This is a genomic window from Streptomyces sp. NPDC104106, from assembly GCF_055584345.1.
This window is the reverse complement of the sequence record NZ_JBVJMF010000001.1, coordinates 463239-486151: the sequence shown is the minus strand read 5'-3', so window position 1 is coordinate 486151 and position 22913 is coordinate 463239. Positions and strand designations below refer to the sequence as shown.

The following is a 22913-nucleotide window of genomic DNA, read 5'->3' as shown; positions in this document are numbered from 1 at the left end:
GCCGTCGACAAGAAGGCGGGCGGTGGGAGACTCCCACCGCCCGCCTTCCCGGGGGGGTGTTCACTACTGGCAGCGCTGCCCGGTGTTGAGGCAGTTGGCGATCTTGCTGGCCAGACCGCCGGTGGTGACGCTGATGAAGTCGTCGTGGTCGGTGATCGGCTTGTGGAGCTGTTCCGGGAAGCCGTCGACCGCGTAGGCGTTCTTCACCTGGCCGTTCTGGACGACCGGCTGCGGCACGTTGTACACGAGGCGCATCGTCAGCTGCGGGATCGCCTGGAAGCCCGCGGGGCAGGCACCGCTCGCGGGGTCGGCGAAGGCCACGTGCGTGCGGTGGTTCGCGCTGTCGATGTTCTTGCCGTCCCAGCAGCTCTGGAAGGCGAACGTACGCACCACCTTGCTGCCGGCCGGGCAGATCGGGTACTGCGTGGTCAGCTGGACCTTGTTCTCGAAGCCGGTGCAGCTCCAGTGCGCGTTGGCGTTTGCCGTGCCGTTGGTGAAGGCCTTGGCGTCACCGGTGATGATCCGCAGGAACTGCGGCATCGCGACGACCTTGCTCGTCGGGTTGCCGACGTACGTGATCTGCGCCTGCTGGGCGACCAGGATCCGGCCGACGTTGAGGTCCTTGCCACCGCCGTCGGCGTTCGCGTCCTTCTCCTGGGTGCCGTCCTGCTCGCGGATGACCGGCCAGTAGTAGGCCGACAGGTCGTTCTTGTTCTGGCAGCTGGTGCCGCCCTGCAGGAACGTCTGGTTGCTGGAGAAGGCGTTGACCTTCTGGTTGCCGACGTAGTCGTGCACGTGGTGGGCGCCGTTGGTCACGCCCGGCGCGACGATCACGTTGTCGCTGTTGTGGTTCTGGTTCGCGTTCACGCCGCAGCGCGTGACGAAGACGCCGCGTGAGGCGTTGGCGGAGTTGCGCGGCTTGCCCTGGACGTTGGGCGCGACCTTCGTGATGTCCACGAAGTCCGCCGCGCTCGGGCCGTCACCGCCCTGGCCGCCGTTGTTGCCCTGCTGCTGACCGCCGTTGTTGTTCTGGCCGCCGTTCTGCTGCTGGCCGCCGTTGTTCTGGCCGCCGTTGTTCTGCTGGCCGCCGTTGTTGTTCTGGCCGCCGTTGTTCTGCTGGCCGCCGGCGGTGGTCTGGTTGGCGTTCTGCGTCGTACAGGCGGCGAGCTGGGACAGCGAGCTGTCGAACTGGCCGCCGACCCGCTGGATGTCGATCCGGATGCGGTCGATCGTCGCGGCCCGCTTGTCCTTCAGGGGCCCGACGATCGCGTTCTGCACGAAGCTCGGGTCGTTCGTCTGCGCCCGCCGGGTGGAGGCGAGCCGGGTGTAGGCCTCGGTGATCTGCTTGTCGAGGTTGGCCAGCTCCGTCGCCACGCCCTGGCGGGCCGACTGCGGCACGTTCGTGAGCTTCTGGCCGACGTCCGGGCAGGAGATGGTCGCGACCTGCGCCGTCGCGGCCTTGGTGGTGTTGCCTCCCCACGTCTGGTTGTTCGACTCGTGCGCCGAGGCATAGAAGTTCGCCCAGATCAGCCCGCCCCCACCGAGCGCTAGGGCCGCCGATGCGGCTATGGCCTTGGTGGCCAGCGGCGTACGGCGTTTTCGTGTGTTGCGTCCCATGGAACTCCTCTGACTTCCTTGCGGGGCAGCATCGAGGCGCCCGACAGGAGTGAAGCGGCGCCCTTGGATACGGACGCCGCCCCAGAGGTGTTCACCGGTCTCACAAATTCCTCGTAGGAACAGGGGAGTTGGCAGGTCGCGGCCCGGTCAGAGGTCCCGGTCGAGGTGGGCGAGCACCGCGAGCACGCGCCGGTTGTCGTCGTCCGACACCTCCAGCCCCAGCTTGGCGAAGATGTTCGAGGTGTGTTTGGCCACGGCCCGCTCCGTCACCACGAGCTGGGCGGCGATCCCCGCGTTCGACCGGCCCTGCGCCATCAGCTCCAGCACCTCCCGCTCGCGCGGGGTGAGCCGGCCGAGCGGCCGGCCCTCCTCGGCGGCCCGCCGGGCCAGCAGCTGCTGGATCACCTGCGGGTCCATCGCCGTACCCCCGGCCGCGACCCGCCGTACGGCGTCGATGAACTGCGCGGCGTCGAACACCCGGTCCTTCAGCAGATAACCGACCCCGCCGGTGCCGTCGGCCAGCAGCTCGCGGGCGTACAGCTGCTCCACGTGCTGGGACAGCACCAGCACCGGCAGCCCGGGCCGTGCCCGGCGGGCGGCGAGCGCGCACTGCAGCCCCTCGTCGGTGTGCGTGGGCGGTAGCCGTACGTCCACCACGGCGACGTCCGGATCCGACTCGGCGAGCGCACGGGTGAGTTCGGGGCCGGTCTCGACGGCGGCCGCGATCTCGAAGCCGAAGGCCGTCAGCATCCGCACCAGCCCGTCGCGCAGCAGGAAGAGGTCTTCGGCTAGGACAACGCGCACGGGATCTCCATGGTCACCATGGTGGGGCCGCCGACGGGGCTGCTGACGGCCAGGACGCCGTCGAATGTACCGAGCCGGCGCTCGACCCCGGCGAGCCCCGACCCGGCGCCGACCGCCGCGCCGCCCCGGCCGTTGTCGGTGACCGTGATCCGCAGCCGTCCGTCGGTGTGGTGCAGGTCGGCCCAGAGCCGGTCGGCGCCGGAGTGCTTGACGGCGTTGGTGAGTACCTCGCTCACGGCGAAGTAGGCCGCCGACTCCACCGGCGCGTCCGCGCGGCCCGGCAGCTCCACGGTCACCTCGGCGGGCAGCGGCAGTCGCAGCGCCAACGCCCGCACGGCGTCGCCGAGTCCGCGTTCGGCGAGGACCGGCGGATGGATGCCGCGCACCAGGTCGCGCAGCTCCTCCAGGGCCTCGGCGGAGTTCCGGCGGGCCTGGGCGATCAGCCGCTTCGCCTGCGCCGGGTCGTGTTCCACCAGCGTCTCGATGGTGCCGAGGTCCATGCCCATGGCGACGAGCCGGGCCTGTGCCCCGTCGTGCAGGTCGCGCTCGATGCGGCGCAGCTCGGCGGCGGAGGTGTCCACGGCGTCCCGCCGGGTCTCGGTCAGCACCCGTACCCGCTCGACGAGTTCGGTGTCGGCCCGCAGTGCGGCCCGGCTGATCCGGAAGTGCAGGGCGAGCACGCGGGGGGCGTGGCGCGTGGTCACCGGCAGGAGCGCGGCGCCGAGCGCGGCCGCGCCGAAGGCGGTGGCCTGGCCGGAGACCGGGACGAAGGCGTACCAGTAGGCGCCCCCGTCGGCCGGCAGGTACGCCCGCCACAGCCCGGCCGCCAGCAGGATGCCCTGGACGGGATAGAGCACCAGCAGCGCCGGCAGCAGGGCGGTGACGAAGCCCGCCGTGAACAGCACCGGCAGCCACAGCACATCGCGCCGCACCTGCGGGTCGCCCAGCAGACGGAAGGCGCTGCTCCAGGCACGGGCACCGGGCGGCACCGGCCGGTAGGCCGCCGGGATCGATATCCCGCACCACTGCCGCGCGAGCCGGCGGTGCGCGTCGGCCAGGGCCCGCACACCGGCCAGGACCAGCGGAGTGGTGACGAGCCCGACGCCGAGCGGGACGAGGGCGACGGAGAGGAGGGTCAGGCAGAAGGACGCCACACCGAGGGGCAGCACGGCGAGCGCCAGTGCCAGTCCCCGTACGGCGGCCGTCAGGACCTCGCGCGCACGGGGCCGTGACGCGCCGCGCTCGATGTCGGTGTTCATGCCCCAAGTCTCACCGACCCCTGTGCCGGCGGTCAGTCGTCCGAGGCCCCCTCCTCGGGGGTGGTGCCAGGTACACCGTCGGCGGCGGCCAGCACCTTCGCCTCGGTCTCGGGGTCGAGCCCGGCCGGCTCCCGGTCCGCGCGCTGCGGCGGCGTGCCCCCGATCTCCTGCAGCCACCGCCAGGTGTCCGCCACGGTCTCGGCGGCCGGCCGGCACACCAGCCCGGCGGCCACCGCCCGTGACACGTCCCCGCCGTGCAGGGCGCCGTACATCTCGTGGCCCGGCGGCACCCACACCGGCAGCTGCGTCCACGGCTCGATCCCGGCGGCGAGGATCGTCTCCGGGTCGGTCCAGCGCAGCTCGGCGTCCGCGCCGGTGACCTCGACGCACGCGCGCAGCAGGGCGCCCATGGTGGTGTGCCCGGACGGGCTGACCAGGTTGTACGGTCCGCTCAGGCCCTGTTCCACCGCGCCGAGCAGCCAGCCGGCGAGGTCGCGCGCGTCGATGTACTGCAGCGGCAGACCGGCCGGGCCCGGGGCCAGCACGGGGCCGCCGCGGGCGATCCGGTTCAGCCACCAGGGCAGCCGGCCGACGTTCTCGTACGGGCCGAGGACCAGCCCGGCCCGGGCCAGCAGCGCGCCCTCGGTGCCGAAGGCCTCGAGGGCGGCCAGTTCACCGCCCCGCTTGTTCCGGGCGTAGTCGGCCTCTTCGGCGTCGGCGGCGGCGCCCGCCACCAGCGGTGCGTCCTCCGCGACCCCGGCGGGCGCGGGCCAGGCGTACACCGACCGGCTGGAGACGTAGACGTACCGGCCGGCCCGGTCCCGCAGCAGCCGTGCCGCGCGCTGTACGGCACGGGGCCCGAAGGACCAGGTGTCCACGACGGCGTCCCAGCCGCCGCCCGCTGCGTCGAGGGCGGCCAGCCCGTCGGGCGCGGTGCGGTCACCGAGCAACGACCGCGTGCCGGGCGGGGGTTCGTGGCGCCCCCGGTGGAAGACGGTCACCTCCCAGCTGCGCCCGAGCGCGGTCTCCGCGACCGCCCGGCCCACGAACTCCGTACCGCCCAGCAGGAGAAGTCTCATGCCCCGATCATGCCGGATCGGCGCGCCGTGGGGCAGGGTGCTCTGCCCAGGGCAGAGCACCCTGCCGGCGGGTTCAACCGGCGGTCGGCGGGCTGTACTTGTAGCCGACCCTGCGCACCGTCTGGATCGTCTGGCGGTACCGCGCGCCCAGCTTGCGGCGCAGCCGGGCGATGTGCACGTCGACGGTGCGGCCGTCGCCGACATGGCCGTAGCCCCAGACCGTGGTGACCAGCTGGTCGCGGGTGTGCACCCGGTGCGGATGCGCCACCAGGTGCGCGAGCAGCTCGAACTCCAGGTAGGTCAGGTCGAGTTCGCGGCCCTCGACGTTGGCGGTGCGGCGCACGGGGTCGATCCGCACCAGCGGCTCCGCGTCCGCGTCCGGGGCCGGCTCGGGCTGCTCGGGCACCGCGACGGGCGGGAACGGCGGCCGCTGGTCGGCCGGGACCAGCACCAGATAGCCGACCATCGGGGGCCGGCCGGGCAGGGTGGGCAGGGTGTGCTGCGGCGCGGGCAGCCAGGTGGCGCCCGGCGGCAGGAAGTCCGCGACGTCGATCACCTCGTCCCGGTCCACGGCGCGCAGCCGGTGCCGGGCCGAGGTGGGCAGGGGAGTGGCGGACGGGAGGGAACGAGTGGTCGCCATGAGAGGTCAGCTCTTTCACGCGAGGAGTTCGTCGGGAGAGCGACGGCCGCGATTCGTGGTCGGGCGCGCCGGAGGGACGTACGTCGGTTCGCGCTGGCCCGGGGCCGGGGGTTACGGCTCTACAGGGCCCGCGCGTCGGTCGCGCGACAACACACCCGGTCGAAGTCATGATGCTGACGGGACGGCCAGAAGGGCTCGAGGTCGTGGCGACCCGTCGCGGAGTACTTCTGGAAGCTGGCCATGCGCCCATTGAAGCAGACGCGGCCGCCGTCGAGGAGCCTTCTCTCACTGCGTGGACGCTTCCTTGACGCAAGGCCGGCGCCAACGGCCCGTCATCCCCCGAGTTCCGGCCCTGATCAGCGGTGTCCGGCCAGTCGGCGCACCCGGAACACCGTCTCATCATGCGGACACAGCGTGGCCGGCGGCGACTTGGCGGACGGCTGCCCGCCGGCAGGGCCCCGATCGGCGGCCGCGACGGTACGGCGGCGGACTCCGGTTCCCCCGCGCCCCCTCGGCCGCCACGGGCCGCTCGCATGCGCAAGGGGGCGCCCGCCGTCACGGCGGGCGCCCCCTTGCGGGAATCCGGGCGGATCAGACCTGGCCGGCCTTCTCCAGGGCGGAGCAGCAGGTGTCCACCAGCAGGCGGGTCACCACGTACGGGTCGACGTTGGCGTTCGGGCGGCGGTCCTCGATGTAGCCCTTGCCGTCCTTCTCGACCTGCCACGGGATGCGGACCGAGGCGCCGCGGTCGGAGACGCCGTAGGAGTACTTGTCCCACGGGGCGGTCTCGTGCAGGCCGGTCAGGCGCTCGTCGATACCGGCGCCGTAGTTCTTGACGTGGTCCAGCGGCTTGGAGCCCTCGCCGAGCGACTCGCACGCGGTGATGATCGCGTCGTAGCCCTCGCGCATGGCCTTGGTGGAGAAGTTGGTGTGCGCGCCCGCGCCGTTCCAGTCGCCCTTGACCGGCTTGGGGTCGAGGGTCGCGGAGACGCCGAAGTCCTCGGCGGTGCGGTACAGCAGCCAGCGGGCCACCCACAGCTGGTCGGAGACCTCCAGCGGGGCGAGCGGGCCGACCTGGAACTCCCACTGGCCCGGCATGACCTCGGCGTTGATGCCGGAGATGCCGAGGCCGGCCTTCAGGCAGTTCTCCAGGTGGGCCTCGACGATGTCGCGGCCGAAGATCTCGTCGGCGCCGACACCGCAGTAGTAGCCGCCCTGCGGGGCCGGGAAGCCGCCCTCGGGGAAGCCGAGCGGGCGGGCGCCGTCGAAGAAGGTGTACTCCTGCTCGATGCCGAAGATCGGCTCCTGCCCGGCGAACCGCTCGGCGACCTCGGCCAGCGCGGCGCGGGTGTTGGACCGGTGCGGGGTCATGTCGATGTCGAGGACCTCGCACAGCACCAGGATGTCGTCGCCGCCGCGGATCGGGTCCGGGCAGGTGAAGACCGGCTTGAGCACGCGGTCCGAGGCGTGGCCCTCGGCCTGGTTGGTGGAGGAGCCGTCGAAGCCCCAGATCGGCAGCGCGTCGAGACCGGCCGGGGCACCCGTGATGATCTTCGTCTTGGAACGGAGCTTGGCCGTCGGGGCGGTGCCGTCGATCCAGATGTACTCGGCCTTGAAGGTCACGGGGCCACTTCCTTCGGGTGGGTCGGGCGCACACGGTGCGGGTGCTGCTGGTGGTGCGGCGCTACGGCACCGGGGCGCCGCGTCGATCTGCCGGGCAGCCTGTCAACAGGCGATTTCCCGCCCGTTGCTCTTGTGTGAACCCCGTGTTACCTGGTGTTTCTGTGGCCGGACTCACGGCGTGAGGAGCCCTTTTCAGCCACCGCAGCCTCCCGGGCCCCGTCCGGGAAGCCCCGGATCGCGGACCGTTCCCGCGCGTTCGTATCCCCGCGAGCGCTCCCCCGAGTGCTCGACCAGCGGTCCGAAGCAGGACCGGCCCAGTTCGACCGCCCGCTCCTCGACCTCGATCACGATCCGGCGTGGGTCCCGCTCGCCGCGCACCAGCCGCACGTGGCCGGCCCGCTCCGGCCGGTCGACGAGCGCCGTCGTGCCCGCCGAGTCGAGCCCGAGCGCGGCCCCGAGCGTGACGTGCATGCCGTTGCGCTGTGCGAACCGGGCCGCGTGCAGGCCGGGTTCGACGGCTGCGGCCCGCAGGAGACGGACGTTCTCCATCTCCGGGCCGCGTACGACAGGGTGCCGGCCACGTGGCTCGCCGACCGTGAGGCGTTGACCGTGCGCACCCGGACCGGGGAGGCCCGGGTCGACGCCTGCGGTCCCCGTGACGCACCGCCGCTGCTCCTGCTCCCGGGCGGCGGCACGGCGGCGTCCGCCTCCTGGTACGGCCAGGCCCGCCCTCGCGGGGTCCGCCGCGGGTCCGCGCTCGACCTGCCGGGCGCTCCGGGGCCGGGCGTTCCGGCCGCCGACCGCCACCCCCGTACAGTCGGTGACCTGTCCGCCTGGCTGGACGCGGTACTCGACGGGCCGGGCGCCACCGCGGCCGACCTCGGCGCCCACGCGTACGGCGGCTGGATCGCCCCGCACCACGCCCTGCGCGCGCCCGGCCGGGTGCGCCGCCTGTTCCTCCTGGACCCGGCCCAGTGCTTCGCCGGGTACAAGGCGGCGTGCCTGCTGCACGCGCTGCCGATACGGCTGCGGTCCACGCCCCCGCCGGGTCCGCGCCTTCCTGGAGCGGGAGACGGCCTGCGGCGCGCTGCCCCTGGATCCGGACTGGCTCGCCCTCCAGGAGGACCCTGGACGTGCGGGCCCTGCTGCTCGTGGCCGCGAACAGCAGGGCCCCGTCCCGCGTGAGGTCATGGCCCGGACCGGTGCACTGCTGCCGCGCGCCGAGACCGCCGTACTGCCCGGCCTCTCCTGTCATGCGCTGCCTCAGTCGGCCCCGGACGACCTCGCGGGCCGTCTCACCGCGTTCCTGTCCGGTGGCTGGGTCCGCCGGGCCTCACCCCACCTTCTCGATCAGTGCCCGGCGGATGAGGAACTTGCCCGGCTGGCGGACCTGTTCGAAGGCCGCGTTGTTCAGCAGGACGCAACTGCCGGACACGGACGTGACCTTGACCGTCGTGGACTTGTTGTTGTCCAGGTTGGTGACCTTCAGCGTCGTCCCCGCCGGGAACTGGTCGCTGGAGGCGGCCGGGGCGCCGCCCTCGCCGGAGAGCGTGACGGTGGAGCCCTTGCAGACCTGCTGGCCGGAGGCGGCGGCGCCGGTGCCGGCGGCCGTGCCGGCTCCGGCGTTGTCCGCCGGCGCGCTCGCGGATGCGTTCGCGGCGGCGCTCGCGGATGCGCCGGCGGCGGCGCTCGGCGCCGTCTGGGAGCCCTGAGCCGACTCCCCGACGGTGCAACCGGCCGCCTTCTGCTGGACCTCGATCTGCCGGACGACCGCCTGGCGGTTGGCGATGCGGGCCGCCGACTGGGCGTCCGGATGCGCCTGTTGGTCCGCGATGAACCGCTGGTTGTTGCCGAGCGCCGTGGCCAGGCCCTGGCAGACGGTCGCGTTCCCGGCGGACAGGGTCTTCGCGCTCTGCGCGGGCTGGGCGGCGTTGGAGGTGGTGGCGAGCGCGAAGGCCCCGCCGCCCGCCACCGCCGCGGCACTGACGAGCAGCGCGATCTTCTTCTTCGTACCGAGAGTTCTCCTGCGCGGCATGCGCGCCTCCTGAAGAGGTAGGGGAGCGTACGCCGCTATGTACGAGATACCGAACGAGGCGACTCAGCGACCACGGAAGTCGCCGAAGTGACCTGCACCACAGGGCGGTCGGGCCCGGCTCAGCCCTTGTCGCGCGAGAGGGCCTCGCGCACGGCGTCCTCGGTGCGGGCCACCAGGGCCGTTCCGTCGTCGGCGGTGATGATCGGGCGCTGGATGAGCTTGGGATGCTCGGCCAGCGCGGTGATCCACCGCTCGCGCGTGCTCGCGTCCCGCGCCCAGTCCGTGAGGCCCAGCTCCTTGGCGTCGGCCTCCTGGGTGCGGGTGATGTCCCACGGTTCGAGGTTCAGCCGGTCGAGGACGGCCCTGATCTCGTTCGCGCTGGGCACGTCCTCCAGATAGCGGCGGACGGTGTACTCGGCCCCCTCGGCGTCGAGCAGGCTGATGGCGCTGCGGCACTTGGAGCAGGCCGGATTGATCCAGATTTCCATGCCGGCCACGGTACGCGAAAACCCCTTCGCACCCCAGGTCACAGGAGCCCCGAAAGCCCTTGTGGCCAGGGGCTTTTGTCAGTGGTGGGTCGTAGAATAGAAGCAGTGTTCGAGGGTGTCTCCGGGCTGTCCGGCCGGCGCCCTGACCGCGACAGGAGGATGCCTGTGCCCGCTGCCGCCCTGAAGCCGAAGCCGTCCCGTACCCAGTCCACCGTCCAGCACCCCGTCCTGTTCGACTCGCCCTACGAGCCCCTGACGAAGCGTCCGCTGCCGGCCGGGCGGCCGCGCGAGTGGTACGTCACGCACAACCGCCGGCTGAAGGCCATGCGCCTCGCGATAGCCCTGCTCGACTCCGGCGTCTACCTGCCGTCCCAGGCGCCCGACGCCACGATCCGCACCACGGCACAGGACATCGGCATGCGCCCGCCGTCCGACACGACCTGCCACATGGTCCGGGCGTTCATGCGCTACCACCGCTGAGACGGGCCGCGCAGGACCGCACACCGGGTGTCCCGCGCATCGGCGGGGCACCCGGTGTGCCTTTCTGCGCCGACGCGACGGCCGCCGCCGGATCCCGCGCGTCCGCCGCGGAAAACCGGGTGCGGCCACGGTCGCGGGCTCCCTACGCTGAACAAACGGCGCGAAGCCGACACACTCCACCCCCACCCCACTCACCCCACGGAGGTCCGTCATGCGTGGCGTCATCGCGACCGGGACCGTCGTCCTGGTGATCCTCGGAATCAGCGACCACCTCTGGTGGCTGGCCGCCGTCGCGCTGCTGTACCTGTACGCGACGCTCGGGCGCGGTTCGCCCGGCACGCCACCGCCCACCGGCGCGGGCGCCCCGCCCCCGCCCGACAGCTACCGCGCCTACCGCGAGCGCCGGGACCGGCAGGCCAAGTGGGAGCGGCGCTACCGCCGGGAGCGGCCCTACGAGGCCCGCCGGCAGGAGAAGGAGAAGAGCAGGTGAGCGTCGGCGCCCCCGGTCACAGGCCGGGGGCGCCCCACACCGGGAACCAGCGGCTCAGGTCCTGCTCGATCCGCAGGTCGCCCGCGAGTGCCGCCTTCACCTGGAGTTCCAGCGCGCCGTCCCGCCGCTCCCCGGCGCCGGGGACCGGGGCGAAGGGGTAGAAGGTGCCCCGCTTGTAGAGGTAGACCAGGGCCAGCCTGCGCCCGGTGTCGTCCCGGAACGCGGCCAGCGAGCACAGCAGCTGCGGGCCGAAGCCGTTGACCTCCATCGCGCTGTTCACCGCGTGCAGATCGTTGACCAGCTGCACCAGTTGCTCCGGGGTCCGTTCGGAGACCAGCCAGGAGTAGCCGTAGGCGTCCCGCCGCAACTCCACCGGCGGCCCCGTGCGGTCGGTGTCCGCGTCCAGCAGCGCCTGTACCTCCCGGTGCGTCTGCTCGAACGCCGCGCCCTCCACCGTGGCGAAGCACACCGCCCCGCTCCCGGTGGGCGTGAAGCCGGCTGCGGCCTGAAGGGTCACGGCCGCCGAGGGCAGCGCGAAGAGCTGATCCAGATCGGGCGCGACCGGTTTCGTACGGCCCAGCAGGATGTCCAGCAGCCCCAACGCTCAGCCCGCCTTCCGCAGTGCCACGTGATCAGCCCGCCTTCCCGGGCGTGGCGGCCTCACCCAGCTCCGCCGAGATCCGGCCGAGCTGCTCCAGGCGCTGCTCCAGGGTCGGGTGGGTGGAGAAGAACCGCTCCAGGCCCGGCTCCTTGCCCTCCGCCGGGGTGAAGTAGAAGGCGTTGAACGCCTGGGCCGTGCGCAGATCCTTGGTCGGGATCCGGGCGATGTCCCCGGAGACCTTGGTGAGCGCCGAGGCGAGGGCCGACGGGCGGCCGGTGAGATGCGCGGCCGCGCGGTCCGCCGCCAGCTCCCGGTAGCGCGACAGGGCCCGGATCAGCAGGAAGCTGATCGCGTACACCGCCGCCGAGACGCCCAGCACACCGGCCATGATCGCGGCCGTGTTCTGGTCCCGGCGGCCGCCGAAGAGACCCGAGTAGAAGGCGAACCGCACGATCAGCCCCGCCAGCACGCCGAGGAACGACGCGATCGTGATCACGGCGACGTCCTTGTGCGCCACGTGCGACAGCTCGTGCGCCAGCACGCCTTCCAGCTCGGCGGGCTCCAGCCGCCGCAGCAGCCCGGTCGTCACACAGACCACCGCGTGGTCGGGGTTCCGGCCGGTCGCGAACGCGTTCGGCATGTCCATATCGGACACGGCGACGACCGGCTTGGGCATGTCCGCGATCGCGCACAGCCGGTCCACGACCGCGTGCAGCTCGGGATACTCCTCGCGCTCCACGACCCGCCCGTGCATCGCGAACATCGCGATCTTGTCGGAGAACCAGAACTGCGCCACGAACATCGCCCCGACCACGACGACGACCAGCAGCCAGGACCTCAGCAGCACGATCAACGCCGCGACGAAGCCGACGTACAGCAGACCGAGCAGGAACATGGTCAGTCCCATGCGCACGGTCAGTCGCCGATCGCTCCGGAACCGGCTCTGCATCTTGCATCACCCCGCAGTCACGCACTCGTCCCGCTGTCCAGTGTGCACCTGTCGAATCCCATGAAGTGGTCCCGAACGACCCTAGGGGCAGCAAAAGGTACCTGTGAGCGCCGCCGCCGGTACGAAGAGTGAGCCGGCCGCTAGAAGGCGGAGCGGAACTGCAGCAGCCCGATCAGCGCCATCACCGCGAGTACACAGCCGACGACCACGGCCGTCGACCCCCACGACGACCCCCGGCCCCGCACCGGGTCCGGGTCGGCGCGGAAGGGCGCCGGATCCGGCGGGTTCTCCCGCCAGCGGGCGGCGAGCATCCGCGCCCGGGCGGACGGCTCCTTGTGCTCGGCGGACTCCGCCCACCGAAGATCGAACTCCCGCTCCCAGTCGTCCTGTTCCGGCATCCCCGTGCAACCTCTCTCGTCCGTCAGGGTCAGGAGGGATGATCCCCCGAAAGAAGGAAGCCTGGGAAGCCGGAAAGGTTGCCGGCCGCTGGTCCGCCGTTGCCCGGCTACTGGTCCGCGGTGCGCCGCAGGCCCTCGGCGAAGGCCTGCGCCGCCGCGCGGTCCGCCCCGTCCGGCCGTCCCTTCCGGATCCCTCCGACCAGCCGGAAGGGCGCCCAGGTGTCGAAGCCACGGCATGAGAAGGTGTCCGTCACCTCGAAGCCCGTGGCGCTGAGCGCGCGGACGAGGGGGCGGGTGAAGGGGCGCGGGGGCAGCTCGGGCAGGCCGCTGGTGGCGAACACGAACGCCCGCCCCCGCGGCCCCGGCGGCAGGCGGGAGACGAAGCGGAGCAGGTCCGGGTGGAAGCGCTGCATGAAGATCCCGGAACCGAAGCCGACGAGGTCGTGGTCCGCCAAGTCCGCCGGGCGCACCTCCTGCGGCGCGGCCACGCGCGCCCCCAGGACCTCGGCCATGGTGTCGGCGATCCCCCGGGTGTTGCCGTGCGCCACCGACGTACAGATGATCAGGGCCTTCATGCCGCTGTACCTCCCGCGTGTTGCTGAACAGAGCCTTCACCGAACAGACCGGGCGGGAGCGGGGATCGTGACATCGCCGCGGGGCGGACGGGAAAAGCCCCCGGCCGGACTCCGTGGAGTTCGGAGCCTGCCGGGGGCTTGTGCGAGCGACGGCCGGGCGACGCCCGGCGCCTGTCACACGTCGAAGTACAGCTCGAACTCGTGCGGGTGCGGACGCAGCTGCAGCGGCGCGATCTCGTTGGTGCGCTTGAAGTCGATCCACGTCTCGATCAGGTCCGGCGTGAAGACGTCGCCCTGGAGGAGGAACTCGTGGTCGGCCTCGAGGGAGTCGAGAACGGCCGGGAGCGAGGTCGGGACCTGGGCGACGTTCGCGTGCTCCTCCGGAGCCAGCTCGTACAGGTCCTTGTCGATCGGCTCGGCCGGCTCGATCTTGTTCTTGATTCCGTCCAGGCCCGCGAGAAGCAGGGCGGAGAAGGCGAGGTACGGGTTGCCGGAGGAGTCGGGCGCGCGGAACTCGACGCGCTTGGCCTTCGGGTTGGAGCCCGTGATCGGGATACGCATGGCCGCGGAGCGGTTGCGCTGCGAGTACACCAGGTTGATCGGCGCCTCGAAGCCCGGCACCAGACGGTGGTACGAGTTCACCGTCGGGTTGGTGAAGGCCAGCAGCGACGGGGCGTGCTTGAGGATGCCGCCGATGTAGTAGCGGGCGGTGTCCGACAGGCCCGCGTAACCGGCCTCGTCGTAGAACAGCGGGTCGCCGTTGCTCCACAGCGACTGGTGCACGTGCATGCCCGAGCCGTTGTCACCGAAGATCGGCTTCGGCATGAAGGTCGCGGTCTTGCCGTTGCGCCAGGCCACGTTCTTCACGATGTACTTGAAGAGCTGCAGGTCGTCGGCGGCGGCGAGCAGGGTGTTGAACTTGTAGTTGATCTCCGCCTGGCCGGCGGTGCCCACCTCATGGTGCTGGCGCTCGACCTTCAGGCCGGACTTCTCCAGCTCCAGCGAGATCTCGGCGCGCAGGTCGGCGAAGTGGTCGACCGGGGCCACCGGGAAGTAGCCGCCCTTGTAGCGGACCTTGTAACCGCGGTTGTTCTCCACCGCACCGGTGTTCCAGGCGCCCGCCTCGGAGTCGATGTGGTAGAAGGACTCGTTCGCCGAGGTGGCGAAGCGCACGCTGTCGAAGACGTAGAACTCGGCCTCGGGACCGAAGTACGCGGTGTCCGCGATACCGGTCGACGCGAGGTACGCCTCGGCCTTCTTGGCCACGTTGCGCGGGTCACGGGAGTACTGCTCGCCCGTGATCGGGTCGTGGATGAAGAAGTTGATGTTGAGCGTCTTGTCCCGGCGGAACGGGTCGACCCGGGCCGTGGACAGGTCGGCGCGCAGCGCCATGTCGGACTCGTGGATGGCCTGGAAACCACGGATCGACGATCCGTCGAAGGCCAGTTCCTCGTCGGGGTCGAACGCCTCGACGGGCACCGTGAAGTGCTGCATGACGCCCGGCAGGTCGCAGAAGCGGACGTCGACGAACTTGACGTCCTCGTCCGCGATGAACTTCTTGGCCTCGTCGGCGTTCTGGAACATCCAGCTCCTCCTACTCCCGACCGTCCTCGCCGGGGTGGTAGATCGTTCGTGCGGCCAGTGCGGTGGCACACGCTGGTCTCGACCCTAGGGACGGGTGATTTCTCGGGCGTGACTCATTTGTTTCGCAGAAGTTAACCGGCCACGTGTCCACCGTAGCCCCGACACACCCCTCGGCACAGGGCCCGTCGCAGGGCGCAGTACCGTTGACGGGTGGACAACAGGCGTGCAATCGGATCGTGGCTCTCCGGGCCCCGCGAGGCCATGGAAGAGGCCGGTGCCGACTTCGGTTACCGGGGCGAGCAGCTCGGGCTGCCGCAGAGCGGGCCGAACTCGATCGCGCGGCCCGGCCGGCGCCTCGGCGCGCTCGCCGTGGACTGGGCGATGAGCGTCCTGATCGCATACGGCCTGATCACCAACGGCTACAGCCAGGCGACCAGCAACTGGGCCCTCGGCGTCTTCTTCGTCCTGAGCGTCCTGACCGTCGGCACGATCGGCTTCACCCCGGGCAAGCGGCTGTTCGGCCTCCGCGTCGTGTCCCTCGACACCGGCACCGTCAACCCGCTCCGCGCCCTGGTCCGCACGATCCTGCTGTGCCTCGCGATCCCGGCACTGGTCTGGGACCGCGACGGACGCGGCCTGCACGACCGACTGGCCAGGACCGTCGAAGTGCGGATCTGACGTCCCGTACGCATCTGACGGGGGCACCTGCACCCGGCAGCCGGAGCGGGGGCCGCCGCCGCGACAGCGGTCCGTTCGCCGTGCCTGGCGGCGAGGGGCATGGGCGCGGGAGCGATGCGGTTGCCCCTACCGGGCAGCGGTCGATTCTCTGGAGCGGTGGTAGCCGGCGCGGCGGTGATGCGGCCGCCCGACCCGGCGGCAGGGCCCGCTCGCCGGCGTCCCGGTAGCAGCCGGACCCCCGGTGATTCGGCAGCAGTCTTGTCACTCCTACCCGGCAGCGGCCGGGTCTTCGGGCGCCCGGCGGCGGTGGTCGTCGGCGTGGCGGTGATGCGGCCGCCCGACCCGGCGGCACCGGGGGGCCCGCGATCCGGCAGCGGCCCGTCCACTCGCAAAGCCGCAACAGCCTGTTCACCGCGCCCCGCGCCAATCCGTTCACCCGCCTCCTGCACGCGCACCCGGTATCCATCTCCGGTCACCGGTGCCCCCGCAACGGTCCGGTTGCCGCGTCCACGGGGCGGCGGCATAGTCGGTTGCGTGGCCGTGACCGCCCGGACACGGACGGTCGTCGGACCCGACGTCGCGGGACAGGTGGTGCACGGAATGACCGATGGCCAGGATGTGATGGCGGCCGGGGTGACCCCCGAGGAGTTCCGGGCCGCCATGGCGCGCTTTCCGTCGGGCGTGGTGGTGGTGACCGCCCGCTGCGAGGACGGTACCCCGCGCGGCTTCACGGCCAGTTCCTTCTGCTCGGTCTCGCTGGAACCGCCCCTGGTCCTGGTGTGCCTGTCGGACACGGCCGACTCGGCAGTGGTGTTCGCGGCGTGCGACCACTTCGCGGTGAGCGTGCTGGCCCCGGAGCACCAGCAGCTGGCGCTGCGCTTCGCCACCAAGGGCGTGGACAAGTTCTCCGACGGCCTGCTCCAGCAGAGCCCCGCCGGGCTGCCCACGGTGGGGCAGGCGCCCGTACAGCTGGACTGTGCCGCATACGCGCGTTACCCGGCCGGGGATCACATGATCCTGATCGGCCGGGTGACGGGGGTGCGGCTGGGCGAGGGATCGCCGATGGTCTACTGCGAGCGGGAGTTCCGGTCGCTGGACTGAGAGCCCGAAGCGGTGCGGAGCCTCAGCGGCCCTTCGGCATGCGCATGCCCTTGGGCATGGGGCCCTTCGGCAGCGGCATGTTGGACATGAGGTCACCCATCGCCCGGAGCCGGTCGTTGGTGGCCGTCACCTGGGGGCCGCTCAGCACACGCGGGAACTTCAGCATGGTCGTGCGCAGCTTCTTCAGCTCGACCTGGCCCTCGCCGTTGCCGACGATGACGTCGTGCACCGGGACGTCGGCCACGATGCGGTTCATCTTCTTCTTCTCGGCGGCCAGCAGGGACTTCACCCGGTTCGGGTTGCCCTCGGCCACCAGCACGATGCCGGCCTTGCCCACCGCGCGGTGCACCACGTCCTGGCTGCGGTTCATCGCCACCGCCGGCGTGGTCGTCCAGCCCCGGCCGACGTTGTCCAGCACCGCGGCCGCGGCGCCCGGCTGGCCCTCCATCTGGCCGAAGGCGGCGCGCTCGGCGCGTCGGCCGAACACGATCGCGGTCGCCAGCAGAGCGATCAGCAGGCCGAAGATGCCCAGGTAAACGGGGTGGCCGATCAGGAAGCCGATCGCGAGGAAGACGGCGAAGGTGCCGAGGCCGACGGCCCCGAGCACAAGGCCGATCTTCGTGTCGACCTTACGGGTCATCTTGTACGTGAGGGCGATCTGCTTCAGTCGCCCTGCGTTCGCGGCGTCCGCCGCGGTTTCCTTCCTCGCCATGCCACGAAGTCTACGTGGCCCCGGGAGCGCGGACGACGGCAGTGCCCGGCGTCGCCGGGGTCAGGAGCGGGCCGCGGCCTGCTCCAGGAAGCGCTGTGCCTCCACCCGGTCCTTGGCGCGGCGGCGGTCCTCCAGCACGGAGGTCCACGCGTTGCGGCGGGCGGTGCGCTGACCGCCGCTCATGAGCAGGGACTCGACGGCGCGCAGGGCGTCGGTGAACGTCGGGATGGCGGTGGCGCGTACGGGCGCGGGCGCGGCCTGCATGGTCGAAGTCCCCCCTCGGAGCGGCGGGTGGTGTACGGGGCGTGATACCAGAGTCACTGTTTGGTGTTACCAGGGCGTGTCCGACCGGTCAAACGCCAATGAAACCTTGATGCTGTGCGCCCGAACGATGACGCGGCCCTGACGGGCGCCCTCATCAGCGAGGACGGTCAGGACCGCGCGGACTCGGCCATTACTGGCCGGTAATAGCTTGTGCGTGAATTCACACGGCCTGGGTCGCGACGTAGGTGCCACGCTTCTCGACGGCCATCTGGTACAGCCGCCCGGCCCGGTACGAGGAGCGCACCAGCGGACCGGACATCACGCCGGAGAAGCCGATCTGCTCGGCCTCCTCCTTCAGCTCCACGAACTCCTGCGGCTTGACCCAGCGCTCGACGGGGTGGTGCCGGACGGAGGGGCGCAGGTACTGCGTGATGGTCACCAGCTCGCAACCGGCGTCGTGCAGCTGCCGGAGCGCCTCGCTGACCTCCTCGCGGGTCTCGCCCATGCCGAGGATCAGGTTCGACTTGGTCACGAGGCCGAAGTCGCGGGCGTCGGTGATGACCTTCAGGGAGCGCTCGTAGCGGAAGCCGGGGCGGATGCGCTTGAAGATGCGCGGGACCGTCTCGACGTTGTGCGCGAAGACCTCGGGGCGGGAGTCGAAGACCTCCGCCAGCTGCTCGGGGACGGCGTTGAAGTCGGGGGCCAGCAGCTCGACCTTCGTGCGGCCGCCCTCGCGGTCCGCCGTCTGGGCGTGGATCTGGCGCACCGTCTCGGCGTACAGCCAGGCGCCGCCGTCCTCCAGGTCGTCGCGGGCGACGCCGGTGATGGTGGCGTAGTTCAGGTCCATCGTGACGACGGACTCGCCCACGCGGCGCGGCTCGTCGCGGTCGAGGGCCTCGGGCTTGCCGGTGTCGATCTGGCAGAAGTCGCAGCGCCGGGTGCACTGGTCGCCGCCGATGAGGAAGGTCGCCTCGCGGTCCTCCCAGCACTCGTAGATGTTCGGGCAGCCGGCTTCCTGGCAGACCGTGTGCAGGCCCTCGCTCTTCACGAGGTTCTGCATCTTCGTGTACTCGGGACCCATTTTCGCCCGGGTCTTGATCCACTCGGGCTTGCGCTCGATGGGGGTCTGGCTATTGCGGACCTCCAGGCGCAGCATCTTGCGTCCGTCGGGTGCGACTGCGGACACGACCGGCTCCCTTAAGCTTTGATTCTTCGGCGCACACCAGGGTACGCCCGTGTTCTTTGCGCCCTGCCGGGGAGATCAACCTCGCGCTCGCAGGGCGCATTCCCCCAGGGCGGGGCGGGACGGCTCAGGCGGTGGCCTTCTCGATCAGCCGCGGCTTCAGCTCCGCGTTCTCCAGGACGTCCTTCAGGTGCTTCTCCACCACCGGCAGGACCTCCCCGATGGTGACGTCCCGGCCCAGCTCGGCGGCGAGGGAGGCCACTCCCGCGTCCCGGATGCCGCACGGGATGATCCGGTCGAACCACTTGTTGTCGGGGTTCACGTTGAGGGCGAAGCCGTGCATCGTCACGCCCTTGGCGACCCGGATGCCGATCGCGGCTATCTTGCGGTCCTCGCGGCGCTGGCCGGCGTTGGAGGGCGCGTACTGCGGGCCGTTGAGCCGCGGGTCGAACTCCTCGTCGTGCAGCCGGGGGTCGAAGTCCAGGGCCAGCCCGCCGAGCGCCGGCCGCTGCTCGACCGGGTCGCCGAGCACCCACACTCCGCTGCGCCCCTCGACCCGGGTCGTCTCCAGGCCGAACTCGGCGCAGGTGCGGATCAGGGCCTCCTCCAGTCGCCGCACGTGCGCGACGACGTCCACCGGGCGCGGCAGCTTCTGGATCGGGTAGCCCACCAGCTGGCCCGGGCCGTGCCAGGTGATCTTGCCGCCGCGGTCCACGTCGATGACCGGGGTGCCGTCCAGCGGGCGCTCGCTGTCCTCGGTGCGCCGGCCGGCGGTGTACACCGGGGGGTGCTCCAGGAGGATCACGGTGTCCGGGACCTCGTCGGCGAACCGGGCCGCGTGCACCCGGCGCTGCTCGTCCCACGCCTCCTGGTAATCGACGGCATCCGCACCGAATCCCATGCGGACGAACCGCAACTCACTCACGGCAAGCGCCTCCCTCAGCGACGACCGGGCTATCGGCCGAGCGACCGGTGTGTCAGGCACGTAACGCGCCCACGCCACTGTACGTCCGACCGGTCCACGTCAGCCCTACGGGCTTTTCTCACACGATCGGATGAATGCCTGGCGGAAGGTGCGATCGCCTGCTCACTCTCCGCTACATTCGCGCCGTTCACGAGGCCATAAGGGCTGCTCAACGGCAAACCGGGCACTTCGTCGCCCGGAAGGCAGGAGACCGCACCGCAGATGACGGACCGACCCGCGCAGCGCACCCCCAACCGCCAGCTCGCCGCGCTCATCGCAGAGGCGGGGTTCTCCAACGCGGGTCTGGCCCGTCGCGTCGACCAGCTCGGCCTGGAGCACGGGCTGGACCTGAGATACGACAAGACCTCGGTCACCCGCTGGCTGCGCGGACAGCAGCCCCGGGGCACCACCCCCGCCCTGATCGCCGAGGTGTTCACACGCCGGCTCGGGCGCCGGCTCACCGCCCAGGACCTCGGTCTCGACGCCTGCGCGCCGGTGTACGCCGGGCTGGAGTTCGCGGCCACCCCGGGGGAGGCCGTCGACATCGTCAGCGGGCTGTGGCGCAAGGACTCCGGCAGCCACGCCGAGCTGCGCAAGATCGCCTTCACCCCGGCCGGGCTCGTCGTGCCCAGCCGGGACTGGCTGATCGGCAAGGCCGACGACAAGGTGGCCCGGGACCCGGCGCCCCGGGTGCCCGCGCAGGGCCGCCAGGGGCCGGTCAAGCCCCTCGTGCTCGCCCCGCCCCGCGCGCGCGGGCACGCCGAGCGCGCTCACGGTCACAAGGTCAGCGGCGGTGACATCGCCGCGCTCCGCTCCGTGGGCGAGCTGTTCCGCACCCTCGACGACCGCTTCGGCGGCGGCCACGCCCGCCAGGCCCTCGTGCGCTACCTGGAGCACGAGTGCGAGCCGATGCTCCGCGGCACCTACGACGAGCAGACCGGCCGCCGGCTGTTCGGCGCCGCCGCCGACCTCACCCGCCTCGCGGGCTGGACGTCGTACGACATCGCCGCGCACGGGCTCGCCCAGCGCTACTTCGTGCAGGCGCTGCGGCTCGCGCAGGCGGCCGGCGACCGCTCGTACGGCTCCTACGTCCTGGTCACCATGAGCCGCCAGGCCGTCTATCTCGGACACGGCAGGGAGGCCGTGCAGCTGGCCCGCGTCGCCCAGCAGGGGGTCGGCACCGGCGCACCGCCCGTCGTGCAGGCGCTGCTGCACGCCTCCGAGGCGCGGGCGCACGGCGTGCTGGGCGAGGTGCGGGCGTGCACCGCGGCGCTGGTCCGGGCCGAGCGCGCCCTGGAGGCGGCCCGGCCCGGGGACGACGTGCCGTACTGGGCCACGTTCTTCGACGAGGCACAGCTCGCCGACGAGTTCGGGCACTGCCACCGGGATCTGCAGCAGTTCCGGGCCGCCGCCCAGCACGCCGAACGCTCGCTGCAGCTGCGCGCCCCCTCCTTCGCCCGCAGCCGCCTCTTCTGCCGGATCGTCCTCGCAACGGCCCGCCTCGGCCTCGGCGAACTCGACCAGGCCTGCGCGCTCGCCGCGGAGGCCGCGGGCGCGGCGGCGGAGATGCGCAGCGCTCGCGCGATCGAGTACGTGCGTGACTTCGAGCGGCGCCTGGAGCCCTACAAGGACGCGGCGCCGGCGCGGGGCTACCGGGAGAAGGTGGCGGCGCTGGGCTGACCGGCAGGAGGCACCGCCGGGCCGGCGGTGCCTCCTGACCCGCGAGGAGAACGGCGGGCGCCTGGCGTCCGCAGGACCGGCGCGTGGCCGGGGCGGCGGTGACCGGCCGGCGCCCTGGGCAGGGTCAGGAGCCGGTTTCTGCCGCCCTTGGCCGTGTGGGTGGGTGGGGCCGTGCTGTGCCGGTCGGGGGCGGCTGGGGTTCGGCACCGGGTGTGTGCGTGGCAGACGAGTCGCGGGGCGTCGGCGGGTGGCCGGTGCGGTGGTGGCCGCCGGTGCCGCATTCGCCGTGCCCCGGGCGGGGGGCGGCCTACGCCGCCCTCGGCAGCGTCGGGGCGGGGTCCGCGCTGTGCATCGAGCCCGCTGCCCCCAGATCGGCCAGGACGGCGGACGCCGCCCGGTGGGCCGAGTGCAGGGCGCCCTGGACCGTGCTGGTGTCGCGGTGGTCGCCGCAGACGTAGAGGCCGGCCAGGAGGCGCACCGGGCGGCGCAGGTCGTGCGGGGGGCGCATGGCCGGGATGGCCTGCGGTGTGTGGTGCACGGCCAGCGTCTCCCAGCGGCGCGTCGAGGTGCCGTAGAGCCGGGAGAGATGGATGCGCACGGCGGTGTCCACGCCCTCGGGCGGGCGGCCGAGGACGGTCGAGGAGATCAGGACGCGGCCGACCGGCGCCCGGCTCGGGTCCACGTTGCTGACGACCGCCGTGTGCGCCACCGGCCCGCCCCGGTCGGCGTCCAGCAGGAGCGAGGTGCCGGTGGCGAAGCCGGCCGCCGGGTCGTCGGTGGTGTGGTGGACCACGGTCACCGGGTGGAAGTCCGGCACCCGCAGGCCCGGCAGCAGCTCCGCCGCGGCCCGCGCGTCCGTCGCCAGCAGCACCGCCCGGCAGCGGATCTCGCCGTGCTCGGCGGTGGTCACCGAAGTGGTGCACACCGAGGTCACGCGGACGCCGGTGCGCACGGTGCCCGGTGGCAGCGCCCGGGCCAGCAGCTCCGGCAGCACGTCCGCGCCGCCCTCCGGCACGCACAGCCGCCCGCTCGCGAAGGCGCGCAGCGCGAGGTCGGCGCACCGGCTGGAGGTGGTCAGCTCCGGATCACACAGGAGCGCGGCGAGCAGGGGACGCAGGAAGCCGTCGATGGTGCGCGCCGGGACCCCGCGCCGGGCGAGGGCCTGGGCGGCGGGCATCTCGGGGCGGGCCAGGACGCGTTCGATGGGGGTGGTGGCGATCCGGCCGAGCGCGGCGCCCAGCCGGGCCTGGTCCACAGCGCCGCCCACCGGCGCGCCGGTCCGCCCGGGAACGGCCGCCGTACCCCTGGGCGCGCTCGCCAGGGCACGCACCACATGGAGTGCGCCCCGTGCGCCCCTTGCGCTCCCTCCGGCCGCCGGAGCGCCCGCGCGCTGGGTGCGGCCGTCGCGGTGCAGCAGCACGCCGGGCGCGAAGGTGCGCAGGACCAGGGAGTCCAGGCCCGGGCTCAAACGGAGTTCGGGATAGGACGTGGACAGCAGCTGTCCGATGCGGTCGAGCCGGAAACCGTCGACCTTCTCGGTCGACATGCGGCCGCCCACGTAAGGGGCGGCCTCCAGGACTGCGGTCGTTACTCCTGCGCTGGTGAGCCGGTGAGCCGCCGAGAGGCCGGCGATTCCGGCTCCCACGATGACGACGTCCACCTGGTACGCGGGCTCAAGCACGAGGCCCCTCCTGTGGTTGCGCGGCCGG

At 72.2% G+C, this 22913-nt stretch carries 24 protein-coding genes and 1 pseudogene; 6 read left to right on the top strand and 19 right to left on the bottom strand.

All coding sequences use genetic code 11. The features are described 5' to 3' along the window. Window positions 1-63 precede the first annotated feature (63 nt). From ACZ60X_RS02270 to ACZ60X_RS02240, 7 genes are all read right to left on the bottom strand, one after another. The gene (locus ACZ60X_RS02270; protein WP_469592293.1) at window positions 64-1617 is read right to left on the bottom strand and encodes a DUF1996 domain-containing protein; all 1554 of its coding nucleotides are present in this window, start codon (window positions 1615-1617) and stop codon (window positions 64-66) included. Between the two features lie 147 nt (window positions 1618-1764). Continuing rightward, window positions 1765-2421 carry a LuxR C-terminal-related transcriptional regulator gene (locus ACZ60X_RS02265; RefSeq protein WP_469592292.1) on the bottom strand — a complete coding sequence of 219 codons (657 nt, stop codon included), beginning with the start codon at window positions 2419-2421 and terminating at the stop codon, window positions 1765-1767. After that, window positions 2406-3680: a sensor histidine kinase gene (locus ACZ60X_RS02260; RefSeq protein WP_469592291.1), complete on the bottom strand. Its 1275-nt coding sequence runs from the start codon at window positions 3678-3680 to the stop codon at window positions 2406-2408. The genes ACZ60X_RS02265 and ACZ60X_RS02260 overlap by 16 nt, the downstream gene beginning before the upstream one ends. A 32-nt stretch (window positions 3681-3712) precedes the next feature. Further along, window positions 3713-4759: an NAD-dependent epimerase/dehydratase family protein gene (locus ACZ60X_RS02255; RefSeq protein ID WP_469592290.1), complete on the bottom strand. Its 1047-nt coding sequence runs from the start codon at window positions 4757-4759 to the stop codon at window positions 3713-3715. A gap of 73 nt (window positions 4760-4832) precedes the next feature. Continuing rightward, a complete protein-coding gene (locus tag ACZ60X_RS02250) occupies window positions 4833-5399 on the bottom strand; it encodes a winged helix-turn-helix domain-containing protein (RefSeq protein ID WP_469592289.1) in 567 nt (188 codons plus the stop codon). 591 nt (window positions 5400-5990) lie between these two features. Further along, window positions 5991-7022, bottom strand: a complete 1032-nt coding sequence (glnII, locus tag ACZ60X_RS02245) for a glutamine synthetase (protein ID WP_469592288.1) — start codon at window positions 7020-7022, stop codon at window positions 5991-5993. Window positions 7023-7214: 192 nt separating this feature from the next. Then, window positions 7215-7571: a hypothetical protein gene (locus ACZ60X_RS02240; RefSeq protein WP_469593023.1), complete on the bottom strand. Its 357-nt coding sequence runs from the start codon at window positions 7569-7571 to the stop codon at window positions 7215-7217. Here ACZ60X_RS02240 and ACZ60X_RS02235 point away from each other — a divergent pair. Further along, window positions 7521-8334, top strand: a pseudogene (locus ACZ60X_RS02235) (alpha/beta fold hydrolase); the annotation flags it as partial. The gene ACZ60X_RS02240 and the pseudogene ACZ60X_RS02235 overlap by 51 nt on opposite strands. Before the next feature lie 21 nt (window positions 8335-8355). On the opposite strand, the gene ACZ60X_RS02230 reads toward ACZ60X_RS02235, so the two are convergent. Both ACZ60X_RS02230 and ACZ60X_RS02225 read right to left on the bottom strand, forming a co-directional pair. Further along, a complete protein-coding gene (locus ACZ60X_RS02230) occupies window positions 8356-9057 on the bottom strand; it encodes an RlpA-like double-psi beta-barrel domain-containing protein (protein WP_469592287.1) in 702 nt (233 codons plus the stop codon). Window positions 9058-9176: 119 nt separating this feature from the next. Beyond that, window positions 9177-9545, bottom strand: coding sequence for an arsenate reductase family protein (locus ACZ60X_RS02225; protein WP_469592286.1), 369 nt, complete (start codon window positions 9543-9545; stop codon window positions 9177-9179). 165 nt (window positions 9546-9710) lie between these two features. On the opposite strand from ACZ60X_RS02225, the gene ACZ60X_RS02220 reads away from it, so the two are divergent. Continuing rightward, a complete protein-coding gene (locus ACZ60X_RS02220; RefSeq protein WP_469592285.1) occupies window positions 9711-10025 on the top strand; it encodes a hypothetical protein in 315 nt (104 codons plus the stop codon). Between the two features lie 211 nt (window positions 10026-10236). Next, window positions 10237-10515 (top strand): hypothetical protein, encoded by a 279-nt coding sequence (locus ACZ60X_RS02215; RefSeq protein ID WP_469592284.1) that lies wholly within the window; start codon window positions 10237-10239, stop codon window positions 10513-10515. A 16-nt stretch (window positions 10516-10531) separates the two neighbouring features. Here the strand turns inward: ACZ60X_RS02215 and pspAB are convergent, their stop codons facing one another. The 5 genes from pspAB to glnA form a co-directional block, all read right to left on the bottom strand. After that, window positions 10532-11116 (bottom strand): PspA-associated protein PspAB, encoded by a 585-nt coding sequence (pspAB, locus tag ACZ60X_RS02210; protein WP_469592283.1) that lies wholly within the window; start codon window positions 11114-11116, stop codon window positions 10532-10534. Between the two features lie 31 nt (window positions 11117-11147). Further along, window positions 11148-12065: a zinc metalloprotease HtpX gene (gene htpX, locus ACZ60X_RS02205; protein WP_469592282.1), complete on the bottom strand. Its 918-nt coding sequence runs from the start codon at window positions 12063-12065 to the stop codon at window positions 11148-11150. A 140-nt stretch (window positions 12066-12205) separates the two neighbouring features. Continuing rightward, window positions 12206-12463, bottom strand: coding sequence for an SCO2583/SCO2584 N-terminal domain-containing protein (locus ACZ60X_RS02200; RefSeq protein ID WP_469592281.1), 258 nt, complete (start codon window positions 12461-12463; stop codon window positions 12206-12208). A gap of 107 nt (window positions 12464-12570) precedes the next feature. After that, entirely contained in the window at window positions 12571-13038 is a 468-nt protein-coding gene (locus ACZ60X_RS02195; RefSeq protein ID WP_469592280.1) for a flavodoxin family protein, read from the bottom strand. 174 nt (window positions 13039-13212) lie between these two features. After that, complete coding sequence (gene glnA / locus ACZ60X_RS02190) at window positions 13213-14622, bottom strand: type I glutamate--ammonia ligase (protein ID WP_469592279.1); 1410 nt, start codon at window positions 14620-14622, stop codon at window positions 13213-13215. Between the two features lie 210 nt (window positions 14623-14832). On the opposite strand from glnA, the gene ACZ60X_RS02185 reads away from it, so the two are divergent. Together ACZ60X_RS02185 and ACZ60X_RS02180 are read left to right on the top strand one after the other, a co-directional pair. Beyond that, complete coding sequence (locus tag ACZ60X_RS02185) at window positions 14833-15300, top strand: RDD family protein (protein ID WP_469592278.1); 468 nt, start codon at window positions 14833-14835, stop codon at window positions 15298-15300. A gap of 600 nt (window positions 15301-15900) precedes the next feature. After that, on the top strand, window positions 15901-16401 hold the full coding sequence (locus tag ACZ60X_RS02180) for a flavin reductase family protein (RefSeq protein ID WP_469592277.1): 501 nt from the start codon (window positions 15901-15903) through the stop codon (window positions 16399-16401). A gap of 22 nt (window positions 16402-16423) precedes the next feature. Here ACZ60X_RS02180 and ACZ60X_RS02175 read toward each other — a convergent pair whose 3' ends face one another. The 4 genes from ACZ60X_RS02175 to lipB form a co-directional block, all read right to left on the bottom strand. After that, window positions 16424-17113 (bottom strand): DUF4191 domain-containing protein, encoded by a 690-nt coding sequence (locus ACZ60X_RS02175; protein ID WP_469592276.1) that lies wholly within the window; start codon window positions 17111-17113, stop codon window positions 16424-16426. 60 nt (window positions 17114-17173) lie between these two features. After that, window positions 17174-17377, bottom strand: a complete 204-nt coding sequence (locus tag ACZ60X_RS02170; RefSeq protein ID WP_469592275.1) for an SCO2195 family GlnR-regulated protein — start codon at window positions 17375-17377, stop codon at window positions 17174-17176. 220 nt (window positions 17378-17597) lie between these two features. Further along, complete coding sequence (lipA, locus tag ACZ60X_RS02165) at window positions 17598-18563, bottom strand: lipoyl synthase (RefSeq protein ID WP_469592274.1); 966 nt, start codon at window positions 18561-18563, stop codon at window positions 17598-17600. Between the two features lie 124 nt (window positions 18564-18687). After that, on the bottom strand, window positions 18688-19485 hold the full coding sequence (gene lipB / locus ACZ60X_RS02160; RefSeq protein WP_469592273.1) for a lipoyl(octanoyl) transferase LipB: 798 nt from the start codon (window positions 19483-19485) through the stop codon (window positions 18688-18690). 261 nt (window positions 19486-19746) lie between these two features. Here lipB and ACZ60X_RS02155 point away from each other — a divergent pair, with 261 nt between their 5' ends. After that, window positions 19747-21204, top strand: a complete 1458-nt coding sequence (locus ACZ60X_RS02155) for a regulator (protein ID WP_469592272.1) — start codon at window positions 19747-19749, stop codon at window positions 21202-21204. 307 nt (window positions 21205-21511) lie between these two features. Here ACZ60X_RS02155 and ACZ60X_RS02150 read toward each other — a convergent pair whose 3' ends face one another. Further along, window positions 21512-22885, bottom strand: coding sequence for an NAD(P)/FAD-dependent oxidoreductase (locus tag ACZ60X_RS02150; RefSeq protein WP_469592271.1), 1374 nt, complete (start codon window positions 22883-22885; stop codon window positions 21512-21514). Between the last annotated feature and the right edge of the window lie 28 nt (window positions 22886-22913).